Annotated in this window: 25 protein-coding genes and 1 riboswitch; of the genes, 6 read left to right on the top strand and 19 right to left on the bottom strand. The window is 66.7% G+C overall.

The window, feature by feature from the left end:
• Positions 1-283: 283 nt before the first annotated feature.
• On the top strand, positions 284-517 hold the full coding sequence (locus tag BMX32_RS05900) for a hypothetical protein (protein WP_089975554.1): 234 nt from the start codon (positions 284-286) through the stop codon (positions 515-517).
• A 310-nt stretch (positions 518-827) separates the two neighbouring features.
• Here BMX32_RS05900 and BMX32_RS05895 read toward each other — a convergent pair whose 3' ends face one another.
• The 8 genes from BMX32_RS05895 to BMX32_RS05860 form a co-directional block, all read right to left on the bottom strand.
• On the bottom strand, positions 828-1,373 hold the full coding sequence (locus tag BMX32_RS05895; RefSeq protein WP_029213219.1) for a cytochrome P460 family protein: 546 nt from the start codon (positions 1,371-1,373) through the stop codon (positions 828-830).
• An 87-nt stretch (positions 1,374-1,460) separates the two neighbouring features.
• On the bottom strand, positions 1,461-2,234 hold the full coding sequence (locus BMX32_RS05890; protein WP_089975552.1) for an HvfC/BufC N-terminal domain-containing protein: 774 nt from the start codon (positions 2,232-2,234) through the stop codon (positions 1,461-1,463).
• Positions 2,231-3,073 carry an MNIO family bufferin maturase gene (locus BMX32_RS05885; RefSeq protein ID WP_089975549.1) on the bottom strand — a complete coding sequence of 281 codons (843 nt, stop codon included), beginning with the start codon at positions 3,071-3,073 and terminating at the stop codon, positions 2,231-2,233. Before BMX32_RS05885 ends, BMX32_RS05890 begins: the two co-directional genes overlap by 4 nt.
• Positions 3,074-3,134: 61 nt before the next feature.
• On the bottom strand, positions 3,135-3,416 hold the full coding sequence (locus tag BMX32_RS05880) for a BufA2 family periplasmic bufferin-type metallophore (RefSeq protein ID WP_029213216.1): 282 nt from the start codon (positions 3,414-3,416) through the stop codon (positions 3,135-3,137).
• 61 nt (positions 3,417-3,477) lie between these two features.
• On the bottom strand, positions 3,478-4,242 hold the full coding sequence (locus tag BMX32_RS05875) for an alpha/beta hydrolase (RefSeq protein WP_089975546.1): 765 nt from the start codon (positions 4,240-4,242) through the stop codon (positions 3,478-3,480).
• A gap of 39 nt (positions 4,243-4,281) precedes the next feature.
• Complete coding sequence (locus BMX32_RS05870) at positions 4,282-4,767, bottom strand: DoxX family protein (RefSeq protein WP_211664171.1); 486 nt, start codon at positions 4,765-4,767, stop codon at positions 4,282-4,284.
• Complete coding sequence (locus tag BMX32_RS05865) at positions 4,764-5,039, bottom strand: BufA1 family periplasmic bufferin-type metallophore (RefSeq protein ID WP_089975543.1); 276 nt, start codon at positions 5,037-5,039, stop codon at positions 4,764-4,766. Before BMX32_RS05865 ends, BMX32_RS05870 begins: the two co-directional genes overlap by 4 nt.
• A 36-nt stretch (positions 5,040-5,075) precedes the next feature.
• A complete protein-coding gene (locus tag BMX32_RS05860; protein WP_089975539.1) occupies positions 5,076-5,510 on the bottom strand; it encodes an organic hydroperoxide resistance protein in 435 nt (144 codons plus the stop codon).
• Between the two features lie 321 nt (positions 5,511-5,831).
• On the opposite strand from BMX32_RS05860, the gene BMX32_RS05855 reads away from it, so the two are divergent.
• The 3 genes from BMX32_RS05855 to BMX32_RS05845 are packed head-to-tail and all read left to right on the top strand — an operon-like array spanning position 5,832 to position 8,493.
• Positions 5,832-6,377: a thioredoxin family protein gene (locus BMX32_RS05855; RefSeq protein ID WP_089975536.1), complete on the top strand. Its 546-nt coding sequence runs from the start codon at positions 5,832-5,834 to the stop codon at positions 6,375-6,377.
• Between the two features lie 53 nt (positions 6,378-6,430).
• Positions 6,431-7,171 carry a response regulator gene (locus BMX32_RS05850; protein ID WP_029213210.1) on the top strand — a complete coding sequence of 247 codons (741 nt, stop codon included), beginning with the start codon at positions 6,431-6,433 and terminating at the stop codon, positions 7,169-7,171.
• A gap of 47 nt (positions 7,172-7,218) precedes the next feature.
• Positions 7,219-8,493, top strand: coding sequence for a sensor histidine kinase (locus BMX32_RS05845; RefSeq protein ID WP_089977005.1), 1,275 nt, complete (start codon positions 7,219-7,221; stop codon positions 8,491-8,493).
• A 109-nt stretch (positions 8,494-8,602) separates the two neighbouring features.
• On the opposite strand, the gene BMX32_RS05840 is transcribed toward BMX32_RS05845, so the two are convergent.
• The 3 genes from BMX32_RS05840 to BMX32_RS05830 form a co-directional block, all read right to left on the bottom strand.
• Positions 8,603-9,628, bottom strand: coding sequence for a D-cysteine desulfhydrase family protein (locus BMX32_RS05840; protein ID WP_089975532.1), 1,026 nt, complete (start codon positions 9,626-9,628; stop codon positions 8,603-8,605).
• A 130-nt stretch (positions 9,629-9,758) separates the two neighbouring features.
• Positions 9,759-9,932, bottom strand: coding sequence for a DUF1328 domain-containing protein (locus tag BMX32_RS05835; RefSeq protein WP_029213207.1), 174 nt, complete (start codon positions 9,930-9,932; stop codon positions 9,759-9,761).
• A gap of 38 nt (positions 9,933-9,970) precedes the next feature.
• Positions 9,971-10,180 carry a CsbD family protein gene (locus BMX32_RS05830; RefSeq protein ID WP_029213206.1) on the bottom strand — a complete coding sequence of 70 codons (210 nt, stop codon included), beginning with the start codon at positions 10,178-10,180 and terminating at the stop codon, positions 9,971-9,973.
• A gap of 228 nt (positions 10,181-10,408) precedes the next feature.
• Between BMX32_RS05830 and BMX32_RS05825 the strand changes: the two genes are divergently transcribed.
• Positions 10,409-11,185 carry an isocitrate lyase/PEP mutase family protein gene (locus BMX32_RS05825; protein ID WP_089975529.1) on the top strand — a complete coding sequence of 259 codons (777 nt, stop codon included), beginning with the start codon at positions 10,409-10,411 and terminating at the stop codon, positions 11,183-11,185.
• A gap of 299 nt (positions 11,186-11,484) precedes the next feature.
• Here the strand turns inward: BMX32_RS05825 and BMX32_RS18605 are convergent, their stop codons facing one another.
• The 7 genes from BMX32_RS18605 to BMX32_RS05790 form a co-directional block, all read right to left on the bottom strand.
• Positions 11,485-12,066 carry a hypothetical protein gene (locus BMX32_RS18605; protein WP_089975527.1) on the bottom strand — a complete coding sequence of 194 codons (582 nt, stop codon included), beginning with the start codon at positions 12,064-12,066 and terminating at the stop codon, positions 11,485-11,487.
• 133 nt (positions 12,067-12,199) lie between these two features.
• A complete protein-coding gene (queF, locus tag BMX32_RS05815; protein WP_089975524.1) occupies positions 12,200-13,027 on the bottom strand; it encodes an NADPH-dependent 7-cyano-7-deazaguanine reductase QueF in 828 nt (275 codons plus the stop codon).
• Between the two features lie 54 nt (positions 13,028-13,081).
• Positions 13,082-14,074 (bottom strand): aldo/keto reductase, encoded by a 993-nt coding sequence (locus BMX32_RS05810; protein ID WP_089975522.1) that lies wholly within the window; start codon positions 14,072-14,074, stop codon positions 13,082-13,084.
• Positions 14,071-14,520 carry a MerR family transcriptional regulator gene (locus BMX32_RS05805; RefSeq protein WP_089977001.1) on the bottom strand — a complete coding sequence of 150 codons (450 nt, stop codon included), beginning with the start codon at positions 14,518-14,520 and terminating at the stop codon, positions 14,071-14,073. The genes BMX32_RS05810 and BMX32_RS05805 overlap by 4 nt, the downstream gene beginning before the upstream one ends.
• Before the next feature lie 66 nt (positions 14,521-14,586).
• Entirely contained in the window at positions 14,587-14,982 is a 396-nt protein-coding gene (locus BMX32_RS05800) for an acyl-CoA thioesterase (protein WP_089975519.1), read from the bottom strand.
• 130 nt (positions 14,983-15,112) lie between these two features.
• The gene (locus BMX32_RS05795) at positions 15,113-16,141 is read right to left on the bottom strand and encodes a ribonucleotide-diphosphate reductase subunit beta (protein WP_089975516.1); all 1,029 of its coding nucleotides are present in this window, start codon (positions 16,139-16,141) and stop codon (positions 15,113-15,115) included.
• A gap of 72 nt (positions 16,142-16,213) precedes the next feature.
• Positions 16,214-18,733: a ribonucleoside-diphosphate reductase subunit alpha gene (locus tag BMX32_RS05790; RefSeq protein WP_029213200.1), complete on the bottom strand. Its 2,520-nt coding sequence runs from the start codon at positions 18,731-18,733 to the stop codon at positions 16,214-16,216.
• Positions 18,734-18,882: 149 nt separating this feature from the next.
• Positions 18,883-19,097: riboswitch (cobalamin riboswitch) on the bottom strand.
• 148 nt (positions 19,098-19,245) lie between these two features.
• Here BMX32_RS05790 and BMX32_RS05785 point away from each other — a divergent pair.
• Complete coding sequence (locus tag BMX32_RS05785) at positions 19,246-21,192, top strand: response regulator (protein WP_049808569.1); 1,947 nt, start codon at positions 19,246-19,248, stop codon at positions 21,190-21,192.
• A gap of 4 nt (positions 21,193-21,196) precedes the next feature.
• Here the strand turns inward: BMX32_RS05785 and BMX32_RS05780 are convergent, their stop codons facing one another.
• Positions 21,197-22,108 (bottom strand): SDR family oxidoreductase, encoded by a 912-nt coding sequence (locus BMX32_RS05780; protein WP_089975514.1) that lies wholly within the window; start codon positions 22,106-22,108, stop codon positions 21,197-21,199.
• Between the last annotated feature and the right edge of the window lie 39 nt (positions 22,109-22,147).

Raw genomic sequence — 22,147 nt, 5'->3', positions numbered from 1 at the left:
TCCAGAGCGACACGCCTACCTTCTTCCAGCACCATCAGGAGGCGGGTAGCGACGCGTCAGTCAATCCTACGACCCATGGAATATATGGTCGCGGGTGGCGATCAGTTAAGGTGCGGATGACCTTGGTAGAGACCGCAATCGCGCTGCGAGAAACTTCGGTCTCCGGCTCTTCGTGTACCGCAGTGCAGATGATCGTAGTGGGTAGGATGCGTCAGTCGCGCGTGGCGTCCCGGCTGTCGATGAGTCGGAGTCAGCGACTCGCACCGCTTAAGAAGGAAACCAGATGAACACAGACTATTACGCGCGGGTACTTGCGGCGCTCGAGCCCGGAAAAACGTACACGTATGCGATCCAGCTTGTCGGGGACCGGACCATGAGTGAGTTCGATAGCACCGCGCCATTCTTGGGTCCGGCGCAAAGAAAGTTGGTGTTTGGCAAGGAAGTTGTCGACTTCGATACCGTCGTCTCCATTCAAGGGGTGTACGGACCCGGCGAGCCGATCAATCCGCACGACTGAAAGCGGACGCCATGCGTGGAGCGACTGCAGCAGGGGAGCATCGTGAGTCGACTCGCGCCTCGGCATGTGGGCCCCATCTCTCGGCACGCTTTTCCTTCGCGAAGCAGTTGACGGTACAGGCCGCGTCGTTGTTCATACCGATCACTGCGAACGTGGAACTGGCGTCTGAATCCATTGACGGCGCGGTGCTGACGGCACCTTCGGATGCACTTCTGTCCAAACCAGACCAGTCAGCACGGTGGTGTGACAATGCCTTCGTACGCGGCATCCAGCGCGGTGGGCCGCTCGTGGATCGAACGTCTTCCGTGCGTTACTTCGAGTAGGAGCTGAAGACGAGATCGCTACCGGCCGGCAGCTTCTTGTGGCAGGCATAGCACGCGTTCACCAGCGCGACGCTCTGGTTCGCGGTGCCGTCGTTCTCGAACTGCGCGTAGCCCCAGCCGTCGGTATCCGGGAAGCGCTTCGAGTCCTTCACGCTGATCTGGACGTTGGTCGGTTCTCCCGCGACGAACGACTGGTCGCGACCGAAGATCGCGTTGTTGCGCGCCGACGATTCGTACTTCCACGCCAGGCGGGCGATGATCGTGCCGTCCGGATACGGCACCTGGCCGGCGCGGAAGGCTTTCATCGCGACGTCGTTGCCGAGAATGACGCGGATGTCGTTGTTGTTGCCCGCCTCGTGGGCGACGCTGATCGTCTGCCAGTTACGGTAGCCCTCGGGCAACGTCACGCCGAACACGGGCGATCGGGATGCCGATGCCTCCCGGGTGGCGGGTTCGCTGGCAAAAGCGCCGAGCGTGATCACACCGCCTACGATGAGTGCCATGGCGGCGACGAAAAGGAGACGATAGGGCATGGCCGTGTACTCGATGATCGGTTGAGGGAGGGCTCGGTACCACGATCAGGATTCACCGTCGTGTACCGTCGAATCTTGTCGAATCCACTAATCCATGGACGTTTCGTCGCTGCCGTCGTCGATGTCCGCTACGATACCCGCATCCATCCATTGCGCGAGCAGCATGCCGGCGCGCCGCACGCCTTCGTCTTCACCCAGGCGGTCGACGAGGCGATCGCAGAGCGATGCGAATGTCGCGTCGTCGCGCAGCGAGCACAGCGCGTCGAACGTCGTCGCATCCACGCGATCCAGTTGCGAGTGGAATCCTTTCCGCCATACGGCGAATCCGCCGGGCGCGTCGAGCATGGCACCCTGAGGCACCGTCATGTCGTTGTCGAGCGCGAACCAGATCTGGTCGGCATTCGTGGTGGCGGGCAGGAGGCGCAGGCTGGGCGTGAGGCGAAGGCAGGCGCGATCCCAGTCCACGCCTGCCAGGACGTCCCTCGACAGTGCCCGTGTGTCGGCCGCGACGAACGCCTCCGATAACGACCATTCGATCCACGCGAGCTCGCGCAGATCGGGGTTGCGCGGATAGAGCGAGAGCAACGTGTCGGCGAAATCGCTTCCGTAGTGATCGAGCGTCCAGGCATGGGGAGGATGACCGACGATGTGGCTGATCGCCGCTTCGCGAAACGCGTCGTCGCCCAGCCAGCGGCGCACCTGCGGGTAGCTGACCTCGAGGCATCCGATGAGCTGCGCCCGGTAGTTGTTCTGATAGACGAGAAGCCCCTGCGCGGCGTGCGCGCCGAAGACGCCGGCGATCGCATCGTCCGGCGCGACGAGCCAGGAGCGGAAGTTTCGCTGCAACTCGGCGAGGTTCACGCGACCTCCCGGCGTGCGCTCACCGTCGCGATGTCGCGTGCCATGTCCACTTCCGCCATCAGCTCCGCGAGGGGCGGCATGTCGTCGTCGCGTTCTATCATCGTGGCGACCGGGCCGAGCAGCGACATCGCGGTGCCGTAGAGCGACCAGACATCGTCGCACACGGGCTGATCGTGCGTGTCGATCAGGATGCCCGGGCCGACGCTGTGACCGGCGAGGTGCACCTGGCGAACGCGGTCGGCGGGAATGCCGCGCAGGAAGGCATGGGGGTCGAAGCCGTGGTTGCAGGCGCTCACGTAGACGTTATTCACGTCGAGCAGCAGGCCGCATCCGGTACGACGCGACATCTCGGCGAGGAATGCCCATTCGGACATCGACGCGTCGTCGAAGGCGACGTAGCTCGACGGGTTTTCGAAGAGCATGGCGCGACCGAGTGCATCCTGCGCCATGTCGATGTTGCGACAGACCAGGTCGAGGGCTTCGTCTGTGTAGGGGACGGGGAGCAGGTCGTGCGAGTTGAAACCGGCGACGCGCGACCAGCTCAGATGATCGGAGACGAACAGTGGTTGCACGTCGTCGACGAGCGATCGCAACCGGGCGAGATAGTGCAGGTCGAGCCCGTCCGACGAACCGATGGACATCGACACGCCGTGGAGCGCGACGGGGTGCTTCTCGCGAACGCGGCGCAGGATATCGCGTGGCTGCCCGCCATCGACCATGAAGTTCTCGGAGATCACTTCGACGAAGTCGACGGGCACGTCGGTGTCGAGGAAGTCGCGGTAGTGCTCCTTGCGGAGGCCGAGGCCGAAACCGGAGAACGTGGGGGGAGGCGTATGCATGCAGGCAGTCCTGGCGCGGAAGGAAGGCGGAGCCGGCCCGTGGCCGGCTCCGCGCCGTTGCTTACTTCGGTTCGGTCAGCGTGCCGCCGGCGGCCTTGCACTCGGTCGGGGTCTTCACGACGACACCCTGGCCCTTGCACGTGTTGAGGCCCTTGCAATCGTTCTTGGCGGTGGCGCAGAGACTGGTGCCCTTACAGGTATTGACGCCGTAGCAGCGCGTCGGCTCTTCCTTGGCGCCTGCCGCGCCGCTGGCGGCCGCCGGGGTGGCGATCGATGCGACGGCGAGGGCGACGAGCGCGGCAGCGGCGGCGAAGCCGCGACGGGACGTGGTGGCGGTGTTCATGGTGGTGCTCTCCTGCGGATGGGGTCCGGCACGGACCGGGTGGGGACGTGGGTTCGTGGCTTTACTTCAGGCTGCGCGCGGCGTCTTCGATCACCTTCGCCACCTGTTCGGGCTGCGAGATGTAGACGACATGGCTGGCCTTGATCTCGGTGACCTTCGCGTTGGCGCGCTTGTACATCCATCGCTCGAGGTCGGGGCTCAGGGCGCGATCGTCGGTGGCGACGACGCCCCAGACGGGCTTGTCGTGCCACGCGGCGACCTGCATCGTCGCGCCGAAGGCGGCCGTGGTCGCCGACACCTGCGACACCGCCATGAAGTCGGTGCGGTTGGTGGTCAGGTCGCCCGCGAAGTCGGCGCCGAACTTCTTCTCGTCGAAATACAGGTGGCCATCGCGCGTCGCGGAAACATCGTTGCTCGGCGACGGCATCGAACCGACGAGCTGCGAGAGGCTCTCGCCGACGTCCGGTACCAGCGCGGCGACGTACACGAGGCCCTTGACCTTGTCGCGGTTGCCGGCCTGCGTGATCACGACGCCGCCGTAGCTGTGGCCGACGAGGAGCACCGGGCCATCCTGTTTGCGGATCTGCTCGCGGGTCTGCTCGATGTCGTCGGCCAGCGTCTCGATCTTCGGCTGCACCACGTTCACGGTGTAGCCCTTGTGGATCAGGATGTCGTGCACGACGCGCCAGCCCGAGCCGTCGACGAACGCGCCGGGTACGATGACGATGTTCCGGACGCCGGGAGGTGTCGTGGCATCGGCGGCGTACGTCGCCGTCGCACCGCCCAGGGCCATCGCCGCGATGGCGGCGGTCAACAGGATACGCATGGAAGTCCTTTGCTTGTGTGTGAGGGGAATAGGAGGTGATCAGCGACCGTGGCGCATGCGCTCGATCACGTGGTCGAGCGACCAGTGACCGGCACCGCGCGCGACGAGCGGAAGCAGGAGGCCGGCCCACGTGAGATGCGTCGGCCAGGCGTCGGGATAGACGAACACCTCGATCACCGTGGTCATGCCGAGCAGCGCGAGCGCGGAAACGCGCGTGCAGAGGCCGAGCACCAGCAACACGGGGAACAGGTGCTCCGCATACGTGGCGAGGTGTGCCGCGATGCCCGGCGACACGAGGGGCAGGGCGTATTCGGAGGCGAACAGGTCGTAGGTCGACGGCTTGATCGTGAGGAACCCGGATACCTTGGTGCGACCGGAGAGGAAGAACACCGAGGCGATGCCGAGGCGCGCGACCAGCAACAGCAGGCTGTCCGGTACCACGCGCGACCCCATGGCCGCGCGTGCCGCGCCCTGCCGCCGCGGACGCCGCGCATCGAGCACGCTGCGCTCCGCGGCGGGGATCACGCCTGCGGCTCCAGGCTGCCGTGGCCGTTCGGGGTCTTGATCGACGTGCACGTGCCCTTGTCAACGAGGACCCAGGCGTTGCCCTGGTAATCCTTTTTCGACGTGGCCGCGCAGCTGGTGCCCGGACCGGCGGCGCAATCGTTCTGGCCCGCTCTGGCGACGCCATAGCATTTCTCCATGGGCTTCTTCGCGTCGTCGGCGTGCGCACCCGAAGCGAGGGAGGCGAGGCCAAGGGCGAGGGATGCGGCGAACGCGGCATGCTTACGGATCATGGGAGGATTCCTCTGGGTACGTGGGAGCGACGGGTGTCAGGCGGCGATGCCGCTGTCGACGACGTGGATTTCGACGTCGATGTTTCCGCGCGTCGCCTTGGAGTAGGGGCACGTGCGATGTGCGGCCTGCACCAGCACGTTGGCGACGTCGATGGCGAGGCCCGGAAGCGTCACGTTGAGGCGGGCCTGAAGGTAGTAACCGCCATCGCCGGTCCCGAGGTCGATCTCGGTGTCGACGGCCGTGCCTTTCGGCAGCGCGATCTTGCGCTCGGCGGCCGCGATGCCCAGGGCGCCGATGAAACAGGCCGACCAGCCCGCACCCAGCAGCTGCTCCGGGTTGGTGCCCGTGCCGTGGCCGCCCGGCGGGGTCAGCTTCACGTCGAGGCGGCCGTCGTCGCTGCGCGACTGGCCGTCGCGGCCGCCGGTCGTGTGGGTCTTGCCGGTATAGAGGACGTTCGTGATCTGGGCCATGGTGCGAGTCTCCGGTGGGAAGGGGGTGCGCCGTGCGGCGCTTCGGCTGCGGATCAGCCGGTGGACACAGGAAACCGTGGCGGCGTATCCCGCCTGTGTCGCGTCCGCCGCCGAAGCGCATCGAAATGTGTAGCGGCGGCACAGGGATACATTCGGGTACAAAGCGCCCGCCCACCGGGCCCGGCGCGACGCGATCGCTGTCTTGTACGTATCGATACAAAAAGCCGTGTCGCCGGACACGCCCGGGACAAGGGCCGGGCGTCCAATGGGCACCATGCGCAGAACCCATGCGCCCCCTACCGACGATTCGAGGTGCGCCCCATGAAATCTTTCCGTCTGCTCGCCATTTCGCTGGTCGTCGCGGCCGCCCTGGTCGCCGCCTGGCCCGGTAACTGGGCCACCGCGCGCGCCGGGGAATCGACCGCCGCCACGCCGGCGCCGGAATTCACCGGTATCGACCGCTGGTTCAACTCGCCGCCGCTGACCATCGCGGGCCTGCATGGCAAGGTCACGCTCGTGGAGTTCTGGACCAACGAATGCATCAACTGCATCCACGTGCTGCCGCATACCAAGGCGCTGTACGAGAAATACAAGGACAAGGGGCTCGTCGTCGTCGGCGTGCACACGCCGGAATACGACGAAGAGCGCGATCCGGCCACCGTGCAGGCGGCCATCCGGCAGTTCGGCATCACCTGGCCGGTGGCGCAGGACAACGAACTGGCGACCTGGAACGCATGGGGCAACCAGTACTGGCCCGCGCTGTATCTGGTCGACAAGAACGGAAAGGTGGTGTATCGCCACTTCGGTGAGGGAAACTACGAGCAGACCGAGGAACGCGTGCGCCAGCTCCTGCAGGAGAAGGCGTGATGCTTACCGACGAAGACACCGACCTCACCGAAAGCATAAGGGAGAACGAAGGCGTGGAGCACACCGATCACATCCTCGTCGTCGACGACGACCACGGCATCCGCACGGGCGTGGTGGACTACCTGCGCAAGAACGGCCTGCGCGCCACCGCGGCGGCGGACGGGCGCGAGATGATGGCGCAGCTCGAGACGTCGACGTTCGACCTGATCGTGCTCGACATCATGATGCCGGGCGACGACGGGCTCGCGCTCTGTCGCAACCTGCGCGCCGGCAAGCACCGCGCCGTGCCCGTGCTACTGCTGACCGCGCGCGACGACGAGACCGATCGCATCGTCGGTCTCGAGATGGGCGCCGACGACTACGTGACGAAGCCCTTCTCGCCACGCGAGCTGCTGGCGCGCATCAAGGCGGTGATCCGGCGCACGCGCATGCTTCCGCCCAACCTGCGCATCACCGAGACCAGCGACACCATTTCGTTCGGTCACTGGCGCCTCGATACCACGGCCCGCCATCTGCTCGACGGCGATGGCACCGTGGTATCGCTGAGCGGTGCGGAGTTCCGCCTGTTGCGTGTGTTCCTCGACCATCCGCAACGCGTGCTGTCGCGCGACCAGCTGCTCAACCTCACCCAGGGACGCGACGCGGAACTCTTCGACCGCTCGATCGACCTCATGGTCAGCCGGCTGCGCCAGCGCCTGCGCGACGATGCGAAGGAACAGGCGTACATCAAGACGGTGCGCAGCGAAGGTTACGTGTTCTCCATGCCGGTGACCGTGCACGGGGACGTCTCGTGATCGAGGCGGTCCGCCGCGTTTTCCAGTGGCGTATCTGGCCGCGAAGCATGGCTTCGCGGCTCTACCTCATCATCTTCACCGGCTTGTTGCTCGCGTACGCGCTATCCGTCGCGCTCGTGATGTTCGAACGCTACGAGTCCGCCACGTCGGTGATGCTCAACACGCTGGAGAACGACGTCGGCACGTCCGTCGCCGTGCTGGACAGGGAAGCACCGCAGGATCGCGAGAAGTGGCTCCCGCGCCTGCGTCGCGACAACTACCGCTTCATCGTCGGTCCCGGCGACGCGGGCGAGCCGCTGCGCACGCAGCGCTCGCGCGACGTGACGGCGATGATCGCGAAGGAAGTCGGTGCGGGCTACCGCGTGCACGGCGAAACCGTGTCGCGCGTTCCCGAGCGTTACCAGGTGCATTTCACGCTGCACGACGGATCGCCGCTCACGCTCGAAGTGACGCCGCGCGGCGTCATGCCGGTGGCCGACTGGCTGCCCGTGGTGCTGGTGCTTCAGGTCGCGCTGCTGCTCGCGGTGGGCTGGATCGCGGTGCGTCAGGCGACGCGGCCGCTCAAGCGTCTGGCGCTCGCCGCGGAGGGCATCACGCCATCCGTGGACGGACCGCGCATGGCGCAGGATGGCCCGACCGAGGTCGCGCACGCCGCCGTCGCGTTCAACGCGATGCAGGATCGCATCAGCCGGTATCTGAAGGAGCGTCTGCACATCCTCGCGTCCATCTCGCACGACCTGCAGACGCCGATCACACGCATGCGGTTGCGCGCGGAATCGCTGGACAACGGCGTGGAGCGCGACCGGATCCTCGCCGACCTCGCCGAGATGGAGCATCTCGTGCGCGAAGGCGTGGCGTACGCGCGCAGTGCGCACGGCGGCGACGAGATGCCGGTGCGCACCGATCCCGCCGCGTTCCTCGAAAGTCTGGTCTTCGATTACCAGGACACGGGTCAACCGGTGACGCTTACCGGCAGCATCCACGGCGTGGCGATGGTGCGCCCGCGCGCCTTGCGACGCGTGCTCGTCAATCTGATCGATAACGCGATCAAGTATGGCGGCTCGGCCGAAGTCGGCGTGTGTCGCGACGAAGGCAACAGCCTGTGCATCACCGTCTCGGATCGCGGTCCCGGCATTCCGGAAGCCGAACTCGACGACGTGATGGAGCCGTTCTACCGGTTGGAGGCGTCGCGCAATCGCGACACCGGCGGTGCGGGCCTGGGTCTCGCGATCGCCCTGCAACTGATGCGCTCGATCGGTGGCAACCTCACGCTGGCCAACCGCGAAGGCGGCGGTCTGGTAGCGACGGTCGTGCTGCCTTGACAACGTAACGCGAGAGAGCCGATGCGGGAGCGCGCTTGCGCGCGATTGGGTGCTTGCCGCGAGCACCCATCGCGCGCAAGCGCGCTCCCACACCAGCGGTCAGCGATCGTCAGCTCGCCATGTCTTCCCGATACGCGAACAGCCCTGGCGCTCCGCCCGTCACCACGAAGAGCACCGTCTCCCCATCGCGTACCGAGCCATCGCGTAGCGCGCCGAGCAGCCCGGCGAACGCCTTGCCCGAGTACACCGGGTCGAGGAGGAGGCCCTCGCGGCTCGCGGCGAGCCTTACGGCGGCTTTCATGGCGTCCGTCGCCACACCGTAACCGTCGCCCAGCTGTGTCGCGTCGATGTGGACGTCGTCGCCTGCGACGGTCGGCGGTAGCGAGAGCAGGCCGAGCGTCTCGTTGGCGAACGTCACGGTCGATTGCCGCGCCTTCGCCGCGTCAGCCAGCACGGAGTAACCGCGGACGACGGACGGATCGCGCCCCATCGCGACGTATCCCGCCACGAGTCCCGCCTGCGTGCCGCTGCTTCCGTTCGGCACGACGACGCGATCGAAGCGCAGGTCCATCGTTGTCTCCTGCTGCGCGATCTCGCGCGCGCAGCGGGTGTAACCGAGCGCGCCGGTGGGCGTCGATCCGCCCAGAGGAATCACCAGCGCCTTGCGGCCCTCGCGTGCCAGCGCCGCGGTACGGGCCTCCGCCACCGCCATGCCGTTCTCGCCGCGGGCGAGCAGCAAGGGTTTCGCGCCGAAGAGATCATCCAGCAGCACGTTGCCGTTGGCTTCGTAGTCGATGCCATCCTTCGGCACCATGCGCGAGAGGAACAGCTCGCACGCGAACCCGTGCTTCGCGGCGGCGGCCGCGGTCAGTCGCGCGTGGTTCGATTGCAGGCCACCGGTGCTGATGAGCGTGTCGGCACCGATGCGGCGCGCGTGTCCCAGGTGGTATTCCAGCTTGCGCAGCTTGTTGCCGCCGCCGCCGAGCGACATCGTGTCATCGCGTTTGGCGAAGAGCCGGATGCCGCGCGCCGCGAGACCAAGGTGCTCCTCGATACGCGTAAGGCGCTGGATGAGCGTAGGGCCATCGAGCAGGTCGACGTGCGGAAGGGCGTCGAGCGAAGGAATGAGGCTCATGAAAATCTCCGTGACATCACGGAGAGCATAGGCCGCCGTCGTCCCGGTCACCAGCTGATTTTCTAACTCCCACCCAAAAAAAGCCCCGGTCTGGGGCCGGGGCTTTTCCGTTACGCGACGGTGTCGCTTCCTACACCCTGGGTCCGCGACGGAACCCGCCAAACAGCAGCGAAAGGATGAAAAGGATGAGGAAGACGACGAAGAGAATCTTGGCGATGCTGGCGGCGCCGGCGGCAATGCCGGTGAAGCCGAAGATCGCGGCGATCAGTGCGATCACGAAGAAAATGACGGCCCAATGAAGCATGGTGTTCTCCTGGCGGCGAGTCGTGGGGAGCGGAATGCTCAGTAGTGGCGATCGATGTTGTCGCGGAAATCCTTGACCTGCCGTTCCGCTTCATCCTTGGCGACGCCATAACGTTCCTGGACCTTGCCTGCGAGGTATTCGCTGTTGCCTTCGGCGACCTTGAAGTCGTCGTCGGTCAGCTTGCCCCACTGTTCCTTCATCTTGCCCTCCAGCTGTTTCCACTTGCCCTTGAGGGTGTCTTCGTTCATGGTGCCTTCCTCGATCGGTGTAATGCCCGCGCAGCAACACGCCGTGCCGGGTCGGACGACATTCGAGCATCGCCGGGTTGAACGAGATGTCTCGGAGCGGTGAGCCCATGTCTCACCGCGTCTTTGCACGCTCTACACATATCCGGCAGAAGCCCATGGCCTCCGGCAGGCTTGCGACGGCACGAGGCTTGCGGGAAAGTCGGCGGACGTCGCCCGAGGGATACCCCCATGAAAGCCCAGCGCTTACGCGAACTCCACGCCGGTCCGTCGCTCCTCGTCCTGCCCAACGCCTGGGATGCCGGGAGCGCCGCCGTTATCCAGCAGGCTGGCGCGCCCGCTGTCGCGACGACCAGCGCGGGCGTCGCGTGGTCGTGCGGCTGGCCCGATGGCGACCGCCTGCCAGCGAGCGAGATGCTGGCCGCCGCGATCCGCATCGTCCGCGTGCTCGATGTCCCGCTCACCGTCGACATCGAAGAAGGTTGCTCCGACCATCCGGACGAGGTGGGTGAGTTCGTGGCATCGCTGGCAGAGGCAGGCGTCGCTGGCATCAACATCGAAGACGGCACGAAGCAGCCTTCGCTGCTCGTCGCGAAACTCAATGCCATCCGCGCGGCACTCGGGACTCGCGATCTCTTCATCAACACGCGCACCGACGTGATCCTGCGCGGCATGACGTCGGGCGACGCGGCCGTCGACGAAGTCGTGGCTCGCGCGAAGGCCTATCGCGATGCAGGCGGCGATGGCATGTTCGTTCCCGGTATCGCATCGACGGACGACATCGGTCGTGTCGTGGCGGGTATCGGCGACATGCCGCTGAACGTGATGCTCGTACCGAATCTGCCATCGCGCGAAGCGCTGTTCGCCGCCGGTGCACGGCGCCTCAGCGCGGGCATCGCGCTATCGCTGGAAGCGTATGCGACCGCCGGACGCATGGCGGCGGAGTTCATGGGCGTGGAGGCGAAGTCGGTGACGTACGGCGGTTTCAACGCGATGCTGGACCGGTAACGACGCGGCGGGCATGCCCGCTGCCGCGGGATCGCCGATACGATCGGCTCCCACAAGCTCCCGCTGGATTCCATGGGCCCTCGCACGACCTGCGTCGCCGTCCGGCGGGGAGTCGGGGTGTGCCGTCTCTGGAGCGATTCCGCAGGAAGGCGAAGGCCGGACGAGGACTTAGCGACAGAGACGGCACGCGCCGACTCCCCTGCCTCGAGCCCCGGCTCCGTCGCGATGGCGAAGCCGAGCCAGGACACAAAAAAGGGCGCGGCTCTCGCCGCGCCCCGATCCAGCAAGAGGAATTCCGCTTACTTCTTCTTGATCTCGAACGCTTCGTTACCCACGGCCTGACCGTTGAGCGAGACGGTGACCTTGTACTTGCCTTCCGGCCACTCGTTCGGATTCTGGATCTTGAACGTGGTGACGGCCGGACCGTCCGTGCTGATCGACTGGCTGATGTCGCTGACCGTGGTGACGGTTTCGCCGTCCTGGAAGGTCCACTTCGCATTGAGCGTGGCGCCGGCCGTGGTGCCCTCGGTGGCGACCGAGGCGTAGATCGTCTTCTCGTTCGGCGCGAAGGCGGTCTTGGCCTTGGCGACCTTCTTGTCGGCGCCGACGGCGCTGCCGAGGGTGACCGAACCGACCTTCAGCGACTCGCTGGCGGCGGCCGGAGCCGGGGCCGGTGCGGCCGGCTGGGCAGCCGGAGCGGCAGCGGCCGTGCTCGCGGCGACCGGCGCGGTGGCGGCCGGAGCCGGTGCCGGTGCGGCGGGCGCGGTGGCGGCAGGCGCGGGCGCGTTCTGCTGCTCGTCCTTCTTGCCGCAGGCGGTGAGGACCAGCAGGCCGGCGATGGTGGCCGTGGCGAGGGCGGACGAACGCATGGAAAGCTTCATGTCTGGATTCCGGAAGATGTGCTTGAGTCAGAAGGCGGGGAGGCGCGGGGCCTTTCCCCTTCGCCGCGGCAGGTTACAGGCTATACAACTAAAGGCAAGACCAATGAAGAACGCATGAATGCGCCATTCATGCTCATTGGCGCGCACCGCGCGGATTGCCGGGAACGGCGGCCACATCGGTGCTGCGGAACGGGTTGATGTCGAGGCCACCGCGACGCGTGTAGCGCGCATAGACCGACAGCTCGCGAGGCGCGCAGCGCGCACGGATGTCCATGAAGATGCGTTCGACGCACTGCTCGTGGAATTCGGTGTGGCTGCGGAACGAAACCAGATAGCGGAGCAGCCCGGCGCGATCGATGGCGTTGCCGGTATAGGCCACCTGCACGCTGCCCCAGTCCGGCTGGCCCGTGACGGGGCAGTTCGAACGCAGCAGGTGCGACACCAGCGTTTCCGTCACCACGCCGTCGTGCGTGCCGAGGAAATCGGCGCGCGGCGGTCCGTAGCTGTCGAAGTCGAGATCCTGCGTGTCGAGCAGGAGGCCTTCGGGTTCGCCCAGCGGGGTACCGTCGAGTTCGTTCGGTGCGCGCAGGACGATGTCGACGGTGCCACCCGACGCGGCGGACAGGTCGCGGCGCAGCGTGTCGTGCACGGCGGCCGTGCCTGCCATGCGCTCCTGCGCGAAGCTGTTGAGGTACAGCTTGAACGACTTGGACTCGACGATGTTCGGTGTGGTGGCGGGAAAGCGGAACTCGGCCACCGCCACGACGGGCTTGCCGCGAAGGTCGAGCCACGACAGTTCGTAGCCGTTCCAGACGTCGACGCCATGGAAGGGGAGGTCGCCTTCGGCGACGCCGATCTCGTCGCGCTTGCCTTGGCGCGGAATGGGAAAGAGCAGCCCCGGATCGTAGCGGTCTGCGTAGGTCGTGCTCTTGCCCAGTGGCGAGTGTTCGGGGGACGACATGGCGGCTTGCTGCTGCGAACAAACCGCCATTATAGAGGCCCCGGGCCCCCCAGGTCAGGCGTTGACCGACCCCATCATGTTGGAGGCGTAGCGGTCGCCCACGGCGGCGTCGGGCGGGAACACCGCGTCGATCTCCGCGACCTCGGCGGCGCTGAGCTCGACCTCGGCCGCCCCGGCGTTCTCTTCCAGGTACTTCACGCGCTTGGTGCCGGGGATGGGGATCACGTCGTCGCCCCTGGCGATGACCCAGGCGAGGGCGAGCTGGCCCGGCGTGCAGCCCTTGTCCGCGGCGAAGCGGCGGACCTTCTCCACGATGGCGAGGTTCTTCGTGAAATTCTCGCCCGTGAACCGCGGATTGATACGGCGGTAGTCGTCTTCGGCGAAGTCCTCGGGTTTCGTGATCGCGCCGGTGAGGAAACCCCGGCCCAGCGGGCTGTAAGCGACGAAGGCGATGCCGTGTTCGCGGCAGGCCGCCAGCGTTCCCGTCGTTTCCGGGTCGCGCGTCCACAACGAGTATTCGCTCTGCAGGGCGGCGATCGGATGGGTCGCGGCCGCACGCCGGATCGACTCGGCCGAGGCCTCGGACAAGCCGAGGTAGCGCACCTTGCCCTCGTCGACGAGACGCGCCATCGCGCCGACCGTCTCTTCGATCGGTACCGTGCGGTCGACGCGGTGCTGGTAATAGAGGTCGATGTGGTCGGTCTGCAGGCGGCGCAGGCTCGCTTCGACCGACGCGCGCACGTACTCCGGCCGGCCACTCACGCCGCGCTTCAGGGGGTCGCCGGGATCGCGCACGATGCCGAACTTGGTCGCGAGGAACACCGCGTCGCGACGGCCTTTCAGCGTGCGACCCAGCAGTTCCTCGTTGGTGTGCGGGCCGTAGGCGTCGGAGGTGTCCCAGAAAGTGATGCCGAGGTCCAGCGCGCGCTCGAGCGTCGCGACCGATTCCTTCTCGTCGCCGGGGCCGTAGAACTCGCTCATGCCCATGCAGCCGAGGCCCTGGATGGAGACCTGCGGGCCGTTCTTGCCCAGTTGGCGGGTTTTCATGCGTGTTTCCTCCGATGCGAGGGGGTGTCCGCCGCTGGCGCCGGGCTGGCCGGCGCCACGGGGTCGGGAATGGATTCGTCGGGATAGATCGAACGGTACAGGGCGATCTTTTCGTCCAGCCGCACGATGGTGTCGGTGAGATCGACGAGCTGTTCGCGCAGGTAGGCGGCGTGGCGGGCGAGAAGGTCGCCGCGCAAGCGGATGCTTTCGGGCGTTTCGCCGAGACGACGCAGGCGCACGTATTCCTGGATGTCGCGCATGGACATCCCCGTGCCGCGAAGCTTCAGCACGAAATGGATGAAGCGCATCTCGGTCTCGCCGTAGACACGCTGGCCGCCGCGCCGGGGAACCGGGTCGATCAGGCCGATCTGCTCGTAATAACGGAGGGTGTAAGCCGTGAGGCCGGTCGCGAGAGCGGCCTCGGCGATGGTCATCGAGGTAGGCATGCGAAGAGCGTACGCCTTCGAGTGCACTCGAGGTCAAGATCCGGACGGTCGTCCGGGGCGCGGGATTTACTGGACCGGCGTGGGCTTGTGGTCGGCGTCCAGCGCGATCATCACGAACGTGCCGCGCGTGCAGAGCTCCCGCTCGCCGGTGATCAGGTCTTCGGTGTACATGGCCACGTCGATCTTCATCGACGTGCGGCCCACGGAGACCACGGTGGCGATCAGCTCCACCATCTGGCCCTTGCGGACCGGGACGTGGAAGTCGACCTGCTCGGAACGCGCCGTGACCACCACTTTGCGCGAGTAGCGCGAGGCGGCGAGGAACGCGGCCTTGTCCATCCACGCCAGCGCCTGGCCGCCGAAAAGGGTGCCGAGGTGGTTGGTGTGATCGGGGAAGACGATCTCGAGGACGCGCGCCTCGGTAGGGCGCGCAACGGGGAGGTTGGGGACGGGTTCGCTCATGGTGGGGCTATTGTAGCGCCTATGTTGCACCGCCGCATTGCGCCGGATCTGGCAGGATCCACTCTCGCGGCGAGCTCTGCCCCATGCATGGAGGAGAGCTCGCCGCCCTGGCGGCTCCTACAGCGGCCCGTCAGAACGACTGGTCGAAGGCGACTTCGCCCTGCACGCCCACCTGGTAGGACGAGACGCGGCGTTCGAAGAAGTTGGTCAGCTCCTGGACGTCCTGTAGGTCCATGAAGTCGAACGGGTTCTTCGCGCCGTACTTCTTCGGCATGTCGAGCTGCACCAGGCGCTGGTCGGCGCAGTATTCGAGGTACTGGCGCATGTCGGCCACCGACAGGCCGGCGACGCCGCCCGAGAGCACGTCGGCGGCGAACTGCGTCTCGCAGGCGATGGCGTCCTCCAGCATGGCCTCGACCTGCGCGCGCATCTCGTCGTCGAAGAGGTCCGGCTCCTGCTCGCGCACTGTGCGCACCACCTCGAAGGCGAAGGCCATGTGGCCCGACTCGTCGCGGAACACCCAGTTGGTGCCCGACGCGAGACCGTGCAGCAGGCCGCGCGAACGCAGGTAGTACACGTAGGCGAACGCGGCGAAGAAGAACAGGCCTTCGATGCACGCGGCGAAGCAGATCAGATTGAGCAGGAACTGCCGGCGGTGCTCGCGCGTTTCGAGCCGGTTGAGGTCCTGGATCGAGTCGATCCACCGGAAGCAGAACTCGCCCTTCTGGCGGATCGACGGAATGCTCTCGATCGCCGCGAAGGCCTTGTTCCGCTCCGACGGCTCGGGGATGTAGGTGTCGAGCAGCGTGAGGTAGAACTGCACGTGCAGCGCTTCTTCATAGAGCTGGCGCGACAGGAACATGCGCGCTTCGGGGGAGTTCACGTGCTGATAGAGGTTGAGCACGAGGTTGTTCGACACGATCGTGTCGCCCGTGGCGAAGAACGCCACGAGACGATGGATCAGATGGCGATCCGCATCCGACATCTTCGACTTGAGGTCGGTCACGTCGAGCGAGAAATCCACCTCTTCCACCGTCCACGTGTTGCGGATGGCGGCGCGATACATCTCGTAGAACTGCGGGTACTTCATCGGCCGCAGCGTGAGCTCGAAGCCGGGATCGAGAATGTGGGTATCGCGGGTGACGGGAGACGCGGACATCGGGGTACCTCGAAAAAGATGAATGCCGTATCCGCAGGAGCCGCCATGGCGGCTCCTGCACGGTGAGCGGTCTTACTGGCAGGCTTCGCAGTACTCGGGATTCTCGAGCGAGCAGAACACCGCCGCTTCCGCCTGCTCCTGCGCATCGGCCACCGGGGCCGCCGGAACGGACGCCGACGCGGTGACCGTGGTCTTCGCGATGCGGGTGGCGGGGCGCGAGCGCAGGTAGTACGTGGTCTTGATGCCGGACTTCCACGCGTACATGTACATGGACGAGAGCTGGCCGATGTTCGGGTTTTCCATGAACAGGTTCAGCGACTGGCTCTGGTCGATGTACGCGCCGCGCGCGGCGGCGAGATCGATCAGCGCCTTCTGCGGCAGTTCCCAGGTGGTGCGGTACACGGCGCGCAGCTCGGCCGGGATCGCGGCGATGCCCTGCACGGAGCCTTCGGCCAGCTTGATCTGATCGCGCACGTCGGCGGTCCAGAGGCCCAGCGTCTTCAGTTCTTCGACGAGATAGCGGTTGACGACGAGGAAGTCGCCCGAGAGCGTCTCGCGCTTGAAGAGGTTCGACACCTGCGGCTCGATGCACTCGTAGCAGCCGGCGATGGAGGCGATCGTCGCGGTGGGCGCGATGGCGATCAGCAGCGAGTTGCGCAGGCCCTTCGCCTTGATCTTCTCGCGCAGCGTCGCCCAGCGATCGTCCTTGCCGGTCGGCGTCGCCGCCGGCCAGTAGTCGAACTGGAGCTCGCCGTTGACGGCGCGGCTTTCGTCGAAGCCCGGGTGCGCGCCGTCGCGCTCCGCGATCTCGTTCGACATCGACAACGCGTGGAAGTAGATCTCTTCCTGGATCCGCGTGGACAGCGCGCGCGCCTCGTCCGAATCGAACGGCATGCGCAGCTTGAAGAAGACGTCCTGCAGGCCCATCACGCCGAGGCCCACCGGGCGCCACTTCATGTTCGCCGTCTTCGCCGTGGCGATCGGATAGAAGTTGAGATCGATGACGCGATTGAGCTGGCGCACCGCGGTGCGCACGGTCGTCGCGAGCTTGTCGAAGTCGAACGCGCCGTCCACGACGTGACGCGCGAGGTTGACCGAGCCGAGGTTGCACACGGCGGTCTCGTTCTCGTTGGTGACCTCGAGGATCTCGGTGCAGAGGTTCGACAGGTGGATGACGTTCTTCGCCAGCGCCGTCTGGTTGCTGGTGGCGTTCGAGCGATCCTTGAACGTCATCCAGCCGTTGCCGGTCTGCGCCAGCGAACGGAGCATGCGCGCGTAGAGCTCGCGCGCCTTGATCGACTTGGCGGCGAGGCCGTCGGCCTCGGCCTTCTCGTAGGCGGCGTCGAACGCCGGGCCCCACGTGTCGACGAAGTGCGGCACGATCTTCGGATCGAACAGCGACCAGTCGCCATCGGTCTCCACGCGACGCATGAAGAGGTCCGGCACCCAGTTGGCGAGGTTGAGGTTGTGCGTGCGGCGCGCATCGTCACCCGTGTTCTCGCGCAGCTCGAGGAACTCCTCGATGTCCGCGTGCCACGATTCGAGGTAGACGCAGGCGGCGCCCTTGCGCTTGCCACCCTGGTTCACGGCGGCGACGGAAGCGTCGAGCGTCTTCAGCCACGGCACGAGGCCGTTCGAGTGCCCGTTGGTGCCCTTGATCAGCGATCCGCGCGAACGGATGCGCGAATAGGCGAGGCCGATGCCGCCCGCGAACTTCGACAGCTGCGCCACGTCGCCGTACTTCGCGTAGATGGATTCCAGCGCGTCCTGCGGCGAGTCGAGCAGGAAGCACGACGACAGCTGCTCGTGTGCCGTGCCGGCGTTGAACAGCGTCGGCGAGCTGGCGAGGTATTCGAGCGACGAGAGCATGCGATACAGCTCGAGCGTCTCGGCGACGTCGTTGCCGCCGAGCGCGCATGCGATGCGCATGAAGAAATATTGCGGCGTCTCGATGACGAAGCGCTTCGTCGGGTGGCGCAGCAGGTAACGGTCGTACACGGTGCGCAGGCCGAAGTATTCGAAGCGGCGCGAGGCGGTCGTATCGATGGCGTCGTTGAGCTTGCGCGCGTTCACCTGCACGAAGTCGCGCAGGCGCTCGTTGAGGATGCCGAGGTCGAAACCGGTGGCGATCGACTGCGAGAACGACTGGATGTCCTGGCCGGACACTTCCTTGTCCACGAAGGCGGCGAGCAGGCGGGCCGCGAGCTGGCCGTACTCCGGCTCTTCGGCGGTGAGCGCGGCGGAGGTCCGGATCGAGAGCTGGTCGAGCTCCTGCGTGGTGGCGCCGTCGTAGAGGCCACCGATGGTCTTCAGCGCCACGCGCATCGGATCCACGGCGAAAAGGCCATCGGCGCTGCGCGTCACCGCGCGCACGATCTTGTTCACGTCGACGACTTCCTGGCCACCGTTGCGCTTGGTCACGCGCATCTGGCCGGGGTTGTGCGGCGGGGTGAGGGCGAATGCCGGCGGCGGGTCGTTGCGATAGCCGGCCGCAGGCGCCTTGTCGGCGGCCGTGGCGGTGGGAGTGGGAGCGGCGTCGGCCGTCTCGGTGCGCTCGCGCGCGGCGGAATCCATCGTGGTCGTCATTGGCATGCCCCAGGGCCAGGTCCAGATTCCCGTTCCCTCGAACGGGGCTCCATGCGGGTCGGGCGGGGCGGAAAGGGTCGCGACGGAGCGCGCCTTCGGGCGCCTCCGGTCCGCGACGTGCCTCCCCGCGGAAGCCGTCACCACAATCGACGCCACGCTCGGCGTCGACTGTTGGCAGGTCTTCGGACTCGTGGACAAGGGCCTTCAGGCCGACCTAGCCCGTCGCTTCCCGGCCTCCCGTGGGGCCAGTGCTGATGACGGGTTCGTTTCCACTTACCGCTGCGGGGCAGTTCCGGATTCGAACCGGATTCCCTTTTAAGTCCGTCGGGCAGTCGCGCCTCGGCCGGACACCAACGCGACACACGATATAGGCGGTATGGGTGCCGGTCAACACAAGATGTGGGGTGTGGGCTATGTGCCTGATTCGCTGGGATACACGTACGTGAAGGCGTCTACACAAAGTCTCCCCGCCTCCACGGATAAACTTCGCGCTCCTTTTCCGGACCCATCGAGGCCCGATGCCACCGTCCTTCGCGCTGCAGGATCACGCCCTGATCGCCCGGTCGTTCGATGCCGTTCCGTTCGGCCTCGTCGCGCTCTCGCCCGCTGGCGAGCTTCTGTACGCCAATGCCTGGGCCGCGGCCCGGTTGCCCGCCGACGACTTCCTGGCGCTGTGGGACACCGCGGGCAGGGAACGCATCGTCGCGGCGCTCGCCACGCCGTCGGCCGACGACCTGGCTGGCTTCGTGGCGTCGACCACGGCGGGCGGCGCCTGGCGCATCGCGATGGAGCCGTGGACCGACCCCGCGTCGGGAAGCCGCGTCGTCATCGCTTCCGTGCAGCCCGCCGGTCCCTCCAGCGACGCCTGGCCGGCCGATCGCGACGGCGAACTGGCGGTGGGTCTCACGCACGGCCAGCTGCGCCAGGCGCAGAAGATGGACGCGATCGGCAAGCTGACCGGCGGCGTCGCGCACGACTTCAACAACCTGCTTCAGGTGATCAGCGGCAACCTCCAGCTGCTCGCCGCCGACATCGTGGGCAATGCGCGCGCCGAACGACGCGTCGCCAACGCCATGGCCGGCGTCACGCGAGGCACGAAGCTCGCGGCCCAGCTGCTCGCGTTCGGACGTCGCCAGCCGCTGGCGCCGAAGGTCGTCAACATCGGGCGGTTCGTTCGCGACATGGACGATCTGCTCCGCCGCGCCCTCGGCGAGGCGATCGAGGTCGAGACGGTGGTGGCCGGCGGTCTGTGGAACACGCTGATCGATCCGAGCAACGTCGAGAACGCGCTGCTCAACCTCGCGCTCAATGCCCGCGACGCGATGGACGGCCAGGGCAAGCTCACCATCGAGGCCGGCAACGCGCTGCTGGATGCGACCTACGCTGACGCGCACGGCGACCTGCGGCCGGGTCAGTACGTGATGATCGCGGTCACCGATACCGGCACGGGCATTCCCGGCGAAATCATCGACCAGGTCTTCGAACCGTTCTTCACCACCAAGCCGGAAGGCCGCGGCACGGGTCTGGGCCTTTCGATGGTCTATGGCTTCGTGAAGCAGTCCGGCGGACACGTGAAGATCTACAGCGAGCAGGGCCACGGCACCACCGTGAAGATCTATCTCCCTCGCTCGACGCAGAGCGAGGACCGCATCGTCGCGATCGAAGAAGAAGGCGTGCGCGGCGGCGACGAGACCGTGCTGGTGGTCGAGGACGACGACGCGGTGCGCGAGACCGTCGTCAGCATGCTGAGCGACCTCGGTTACCGCGTGCTGAAGGCGCGCGATGCGCAGAGCGCGTTGTCGATCGTCGAAAGCGGCATCGCCGTCGATCTGCTCTTCACCGACGTGGTGATGCCGGGCCCGCTGCGCAGCCCCGAGCTCGCGCGCAAGGCTGCCGAACGGCAACCCGGCATCGGCGTGCTGTTCACGTCGGGCTATACCGAGAACGCGATCGTGCACGGCGGCCGCCTCGACGAAGGCGTGGAACTGCTGAGCAAGCCCTATACGCGCGACCAGCTCGCACGGCGCGTGCGCCACGTCCTCGCCGCGCGCCAGCGCCTGGCCGAAGCGGCGGCCGTCACCTCGGCCCCGGCCGATCGCGCGAAGGCCGCGCCGTTGCGCGTGCTCGTGGTCGAAGACGATGCGCTCATCCGCATGTCGATCGGCGAGATGCTCGAGAGCCGCGGCCACACCGTGTTCGAAGCCGGCGACGGTAACGAAGCGATTCGCATCCATGGTGCCGAGGCGATCGACGTCCTGTTGGCCGACGTCGGACTTCCCGGCATCGACGGCGTGCAACTCGCGGCACGGCTGCGCGAGAAGCAGCCGGCGCTTCCGGTCTTGTATGCCACGGGCGACCATCTCGCCAACGGCGTCGTGCGCGACGACCGCACGGCTATCATCGTGAAGCCGTACGGCGTGGCGGACCTGATGGACGCGATCGGGCGCCTCGCACCGCGACCCTAGGGAGCTACGGGAGCATGTGTCCGCCCGTGACGCCGTACGTCTCGCCGGTGATGAAGCTCGCTTCCTGGCTCGCCAGGAGCACATACACCGGCGCGCACTCGACGGGCTGCCCGGGCCGCTCCAGCGGCACGTTCTTTCCGAATGTCACGACCTTGTCCTGAGGCTGGCCGCCGCTCGGCTGGAGCGGAGTCCAGACGGGACCGGGCGCCACGGCGTTGACGCGGATGCCTTTCTCCGCCGCCTGCTTGGCCAGCGACTTCGTGAAGGCGACGATGGCCGCCTTCGTCGGCGCGTAGTCGAGCAGGATGTCCGATGGCTCGTAGGCCTGGATAGACGCCGTGTTCACGATGGCGGCGCCCGGTGGCATGTGCGGCATCGCCGCCTTGGTCAGCCAGAACAGCGCGAACACGTTCGTCCGGAACGTGGCCTGGAACGCTTCGCTGTCGAGCTCGTCGATCGATTTGGCGAACTGCTGCCGGCCCGCCACGTTGGCGAGGATGTCGAGGCCGCCGAGTTCTTTCACGGCCGCGCTCACCAGCTTCTTGCAGAACGCCTCGTCGGCGAGATCGCCCGGCACGCCGACGATCTTGTGGCCTTCGCCCGTGAGCAGCGCGATGACGTCATCTGCATCCTTCTGCTCGGATGGAAGGTAGTTGATGACCACGTCTGCGCCTTCGCGCGCGAAGGCGATGGCGGCGGCGCGGCCGATGCCGCTGTCGCCGCCGGTGACGAGCGCCTTGCGGCCCTTGAGGCGCCCATTGCCGCGATAGCTCGTTTCACCATGGTCGGGCCTGGGCACCATGTCCTTCGCCAGGCCCGGTGCGGGTTGGGGCTGCTTGGCGAAGTGGGGTTGCGGGTATTGCGTGCGCGGGTCGCGCATCGCGTACGGATCGTGGCTGTTCGCAGTCGTCGACATGGGCAGGACCGGGTGGGGAGTGGTCCTCCGGTTTACGTG

This window comes from Luteibacter sp. UNCMF331Sha3.1 (assembly GCF_900109915.1).
Lineage (GTDB): Bacteria > Pseudomonadota > Gammaproteobacteria > Xanthomonadales > Rhodanobacteraceae > Luteibacter.
Note: the sequence above shows the minus strand (reverse complement) of the source record. Positions and strands in the feature narration are given on the sequence as shown.

Bases quoted from the DNA above. Each gene is read 5' to 3' on its own strand.
- BMX32_RS05885 (WP_089975549.1), bottom strand. From the start codon at position 3,073: ATGCATACGCCTCCCCCCACGTTCTCCGGTTTCGGCCTCGGCCTCCGC.
- BMX32_RS05845 (WP_089977005.1), top strand. From the start codon at position 7,219: ATGGCTTCGCGGCTCTACCTCATCATCTTCACCGGCTTGTTGCTCGCG.
- BMX32_RS05835 (WP_029213207.1), bottom strand. From the start codon at position 9,932: ATGCTTCATTGGGCCGTCATTTTCTTCGTGATCGCACTGATCGCCGCG.
- BMX32_RS05790 (WP_029213200.1), bottom strand. From the start codon at position 18,733: ATGCCAATGACGACCACGATGGATTCCGCCGCGCGCGAGCGCACCGAG.
- BMX32_RS05805 (WP_089977001.1), bottom strand. From the start codon at position 14,520: ATGCCTACCTCGATGACCATCGCCGAGGCCGCTCTCGCGACCGGCCTC.
- BMX32_RS05895 (WP_029213219.1), bottom strand. From the start codon at position 1,373: ATGCCCTATCGTCTCCTTTTCGTCGCCGCCATGGCACTCATCGTAGGC.
- BMX32_RS05810 (WP_089975522.1), bottom strand. From the start codon at position 14,074: ATGAAAACCCGCCAACTGGGCAAGAACGGCCCGCAGGTCTCCATCCAG.
- BMX32_RS05860 (WP_089975539.1), bottom strand. From the start codon at position 5,510: ATGGCCCAGATCACGAACGTCCTCTATACCGGCAAGACCCACACGACC.
- BMX32_RS05900 (WP_089975554.1), top strand. From the start codon at position 284: ATGAACACAGACTATTACGCGCGGGTACTTGCGGCGCTCGAGCCCGGA.
- BMX32_RS05795 (WP_089975516.1), bottom strand. From the start codon at position 16,141: ATGTCCGCGTCTCCCGTCACCCGCGATACCCACATTCTCGATCCCGGC.
- BMX32_RS05800 (WP_089975519.1), bottom strand. From the start codon at position 14,982: ATGAGCGAACCCGTCCCCAACCTCCCCGTTGCGCGCCCTACCGAGGCG.
- BMX32_RS18605 (WP_089975527.1), bottom strand. From the start codon at position 12,066: ATGAAGCTTTCCATGCGTTCGTCCGCCCTCGCCACGGCCACCATCGCC.
- BMX32_RS05880 (WP_029213216.1), bottom strand. From the start codon at position 3,416: ATGAACACCGCCACCACGTCCCGTCGCGGCTTCGCCGCCGCTGCCGCG.
- BMX32_RS05780 (WP_089975514.1), bottom strand. From the start codon at position 22,108: ATGTCGACGACTGCGAACAGCCACGATCCGTACGCGATGCGCGACCCG.
- BMX32_RS05855 (WP_089975536.1), top strand. From the start codon at position 5,832: ATGAAATCTTTCCGTCTGCTCGCCATTTCGCTGGTCGTCGCGGCCGCC.
- BMX32_RS05840 (WP_089975532.1), bottom strand. From the start codon at position 9,628: ATGAGCCTCATTCCTTCGCTCGACGCCCTTCCGCACGTCGACCTGCTC.
- queF (WP_089975524.1), bottom strand. From the start codon at position 13,027: ATGTCGTCCCCCGAACACTCGCCACTGGGCAAGAGCACGACCTACGCA.
- BMX32_RS05865 (WP_089975543.1), bottom strand. From the start codon at position 5,039: ATGATCCGTAAGCATGCCGCGTTCGCCGCATCCCTCGCCCTTGGCCTC.
- BMX32_RS05785 (WP_049808569.1), top strand. From the start codon at position 19,246: ATGCCACCGTCCTTCGCGCTGCAGGATCACGCCCTGATCGCCCGGTCG.
- BMX32_RS05830 (WP_029213206.1), bottom strand. From the start codon at position 10,180: ATGAACGAAGACACCCTCAAGGGCAAGTGGAAACAGCTGGAGGGCAAG.
- BMX32_RS05875 (WP_089975546.1), bottom strand. From the start codon at position 4,242: ATGCGTATCCTGTTGACCGCCGCCATCGCGGCGATGGCCCTGGGCGGT.
- BMX32_RS05825 (WP_089975529.1), top strand. From the start codon at position 10,409: ATGAAAGCCCAGCGCTTACGCGAACTCCACGCCGGTCCGTCGCTCCTC.